We start from the raw sequence: 3,335 nt of genomic DNA, 5'->3' as shown, positions 1-3,335 counted from the left end.
CCCACCCTCGGCCCGCGTGCGCAGCGCCCAGGCACGCCCCACCGCGTCCAGCAGCGGCTCGCCCAGGAGGTACGCATTGGCCGGCTTGGGCACGTGGACGAAGCGCACGTTGGGGAAGTCTCGCAGCGCGTCCGCGATTCGGTGCGCCACGAGTCGCACCGGTCCGCCCTGCTTCGCCAGCCACAGCGCCAGCGCGAGGTTGGCCCGGTCCATGCCACCGGTGGCCACGAAGTCACCGGCGATGAGCGTGTAGGGTCGTCGCATGCGTCCAGGCGCCGAAGAGCGCCGCGTTGAGCAGCCAGAACTCCATGCCCATCTGGCTCATGAAGAACGAGTAGCTGAAGGTCAGTGCCAGCGCGCCGAGGTTGTAGGCGAAGATGACGCTGCCCCACAGCCAGAACTCGCCCCCCGTCGTCTCCCGCTGGCGGGCGATGCGGAACACCCACGCCATGGCCGCGAGCAGACCCAGCGGATAGAGCACCATCACCAGGAACCCGCCGTCGTACACCCACGCGGTCCACTGGATTTCGGCCCACAGCGAGGGACGCGCCGGGTCCGAGTTGTCACCGAAGTAGGCGTTGGCCATGCCGTAGCGACCGAGCCCCGCGCCCAGCGGGTACACCGGCAGCAGGTCGTTGAGCGTCACTTCCAGGAAGAGGCCCCGGTTGCGGTGGTAGACCTGCTCGGGGCGCTCCTCGAACAGGCTGTTCCAGCGCGCGAACACCGCGTCGCCGCCCACCGCGACGGCCCAGCCAAAGGTGAACACCGCCGCCCCGCCCACCACCACCACCAGCGTCGCCAGTCGCGCGAGCCGTCCGCTCAACGCGAGGACGAGCGCCATCGCCGCCACGCAGACGACCAGCATCAGCGCGAGCGCGCGGACCTGACAGAGGTAGAGGCACAGCAGCCCCACCAGGATGCTGCCCACGCTCATCCCCCGCACCCACCCGCGCCGGGACGACAGCAGGAAGCCTCCGCCCAGCAGCACCGAGTAGAATGCACCCGTCGCCGCGCCACCCGGCATGTCCGTCAGCCCCATGGGGCGAAAGACGCGCTCGCCGCTGACCGTCTCGAACTCCAGGCTGCGCACGTAGGCCTCGCCCTGGTTCTGAATCATGGTGGAGACGTTGGGCTGGAAGCGGCCCGGGAAATAGACCTGGAGCACCCCCACGGTGGCGCTCGCGGTGTTGAAGAAGAAGAGCAGCGCCAGCGTGAGCCGGAACGTCTTCGGGTCGATGGACAGCCGCGTCACCCAGAGCAGCGGCGCGACGATGGAGAGCTGGATGGCCAACTGCGCCATCGCGCCCAGCGCACTCACGGTTCCCGGGTTGAAGAAGTTGAGCGCGGTGATGCCCAGCGCCCCCAGCACGAAGGGCAGCGCGGGGTGCTTCAGGCTCCGCCCCGGCACCAGCACCAGCAACGCGAGACTGAGACCGAACGACAGGGTCCGCACCACCACGCGCACCGGGGAGATGGCCTCCACCAGCAGCGCGAGCTGGCAGGCGATGAGCAGACCCACGAACAGCGGCACGAGCCGCGCCGAGGAAAGCCATCCGCCTCGCGAACCGGTCCGCTGCTCCCCGCTTCGGGTGGCACCCGGATTCGTCTCGAGCGCGCCGACCCGCGGGGCCGTCGCGGAGACGACCTCCAGCGGTGCGCCGGGCGCGCGCCGGACATATCGGCGCCCCAGGACGCCGGGCCCCTGGAGTCCCGGCCGCGCCGACATGGGCGGGCGCGGACTCTTCACGCGACGGCTCGTGTGTCGGTCGGCGTCTCCGAGGTCGGCACGGGCCGCCCCAGCGCCTCCGCGTACAACGTGAGGCTGCGAGCGGCCATGACGTCGTGCCGGAGCTCCGCCTCCGCCCGCGCCCGCGCCCCACGCCCCAGTTGCTCCGCGAGGCCCGGCTCCTCCACCAGTCGCCTTGCCGCGCGCGCCAGCGCCTGCGCGTCACCCACTGGAACCGTCAGCCCCGTCTCCTCGTGCCGGCTCACCCACGGCACCCCCGAGTGCGCAATCGCGGTGTTCAGCACGGGCAGGCCACACGCCATGGCCTCCGCCTGCGACAGCCCATACGCCTCGCTGCGCGCATTGCTGGGGAACCACAGCGCGGTGGCCGCGCGATACGCACCAGTGAGCGAATCCGGAGGGAGGTAGCCCGCCCACGTCACGCGGTCCGCCACGCCCAGCGCCTTCGCTCTCGCGCGCGCCTCTTCTTCCAGCGGCCCCACGCCCACCACCATCAGTCGCCCGGGCACCCGCGCGAGCGCCTCCAACGCGGTGAACAGGCCCTTGTAGTAGACGAGCCGCCCCACCATCAGCCACAGCGGCTGGCCTCCGGCCTCCTGCCGCCAGTGCGCCTCCGCCTTCAGCGCCTCGGCGGACGGCTGGAGATAGGGCCCCAGGTCGATGCCCAGCGGCAGGGCGCGGACCTTCTGCCGGAAGGTCTTCAGGAGCGCGGAGCCATGCACGTACGCCTCGCTGTCGGACAGAATCCGGCGCGCGCGAGTGTACAGCAGCAGCTCGAACGGGCGGAACAGCGCGCCGGCCACCCGCTGCCGGATGATATCGCTGTGGTGGGTGATGAAGACCGTGGGGAGCCGGGGCACGCAGTCCAGCGCGAGCACCATGGTGGGGTTCGGCGTGTGCAGGTGCACCACATCCACGCCCCGCGCGAGCATCCGCCGCAACATCCCCGGCAGCTCTGGCAGCACGTCCATGCGCGCCACCGAGGCCCGGCGCCCCAGCCGCACCACGCGAACCGGGCCGTCCCACTCCTCACGCGTGGGGCTGCTGCCCCGGAACTCATGGCTGGTGTTGCCCGAGTCCCTCGAGTGGTTGGCGCACAGCACCTGCACCTGGGCGCCCTGCGCCGCCTGCGCGCGGGCCAGCGTCTGGACGTGGCTTTCGATACCACCCGACGCGGGCGGATAGAACTTGCCCAGGTGCAACACCCGCAGACCCGCTCCCGCCGGGGGCGTGCTCACGACTGCGTCACCCCGTCCTTGGACTCCTCCGCGTACTGCCCATAACCCTGGTAGGCCAGGTACGAGTCCCCGTAGCGCGGCGCCTTCAAGTCCACGTCGTTGAGGATGGCGCCGTACATGCGCGCCTGCACGTCCGCCAGCGAGCGCAGCGCGCGCCGGGCCGACTCGCGGTTCGTCTTGCCCGCCTTGAGCACCAGCACCACGCCGTCACACTGCGTCGCCAGCACCGCCGCGTCCGCCACCGCGTTGAGGGGCGGGCTGTCCAGGATGACGCGGTCGAACTTCCCCGCCGCCGCCTTCAACAGCTCCGTGAAGGCCCGCGTGTGCAACAGCTCCGCCGGGTTGGGTGG

General features: G+C 71.2%; 3 protein-coding genes and 1 pseudogene. All 4 read right to left on the bottom strand.

Annotation, left to right across the window (positions count from 1 at the left end):
- Positions 1-264: pseudogene (locus HR086_RS45790) on the bottom strand (glycosyltransferase family 1 protein); the annotation flags it as partial.
- Positions 233-1,726: a hypothetical protein gene (locus tag HR086_RS45785; protein WP_174468802.1), complete on the bottom strand. Its 1,494-nt coding sequence runs from the start codon at positions 1,724-1,726 to the stop codon at positions 233-235. The pseudogene HR086_RS45790 and the gene HR086_RS45785, both read right to left, overlap by 32 nt.
- A gap of 17 nt (positions 1,727-1,743) precedes the next feature.
- Positions 1,744-2,985 carry a glycosyltransferase gene (locus HR086_RS45780; RefSeq protein WP_174468801.1) on the bottom strand — a complete coding sequence of 414 codons (1,242 nt, stop codon included), beginning with the start codon at positions 2,983-2,985 and terminating at the stop codon, positions 1,744-1,746.
- Positions 2,982-3,335 (bottom strand): tyrosine-protein kinase family protein (locus HR086_RS45775; RefSeq protein WP_373564448.1); only part of this gene is annotated, 354 nt, incomplete at its 5' end. The genes HR086_RS45780 and HR086_RS45775, both read right to left, overlap by 4 nt.

Source organism: Myxococcus sp. CA039A, from assembly GCF_013336645.1.
In the GTDB taxonomy this organism is placed as follows: domain Bacteria; phylum Myxococcota; class Myxococcia; order Myxococcales; family Myxococcaceae; genus Myxococcus; species Myxococcus llanfairpwllgwyngyllgogerychwyrndrobwllllantysiliogogogochensis.
This window is presented reverse-complemented; position numbering and strand designations above follow the sequence as displayed.

What these genes read in the sequence shown, in the direction of transcription:
- HR086_RS45785 (WP_174468802.1), bottom strand. Translation starts at nt 1,726, where the DNA reads ATGTCGGCGCGGCCGGGACTCCAGGGGCCCGGCGTCCTGGGGCGCCGA.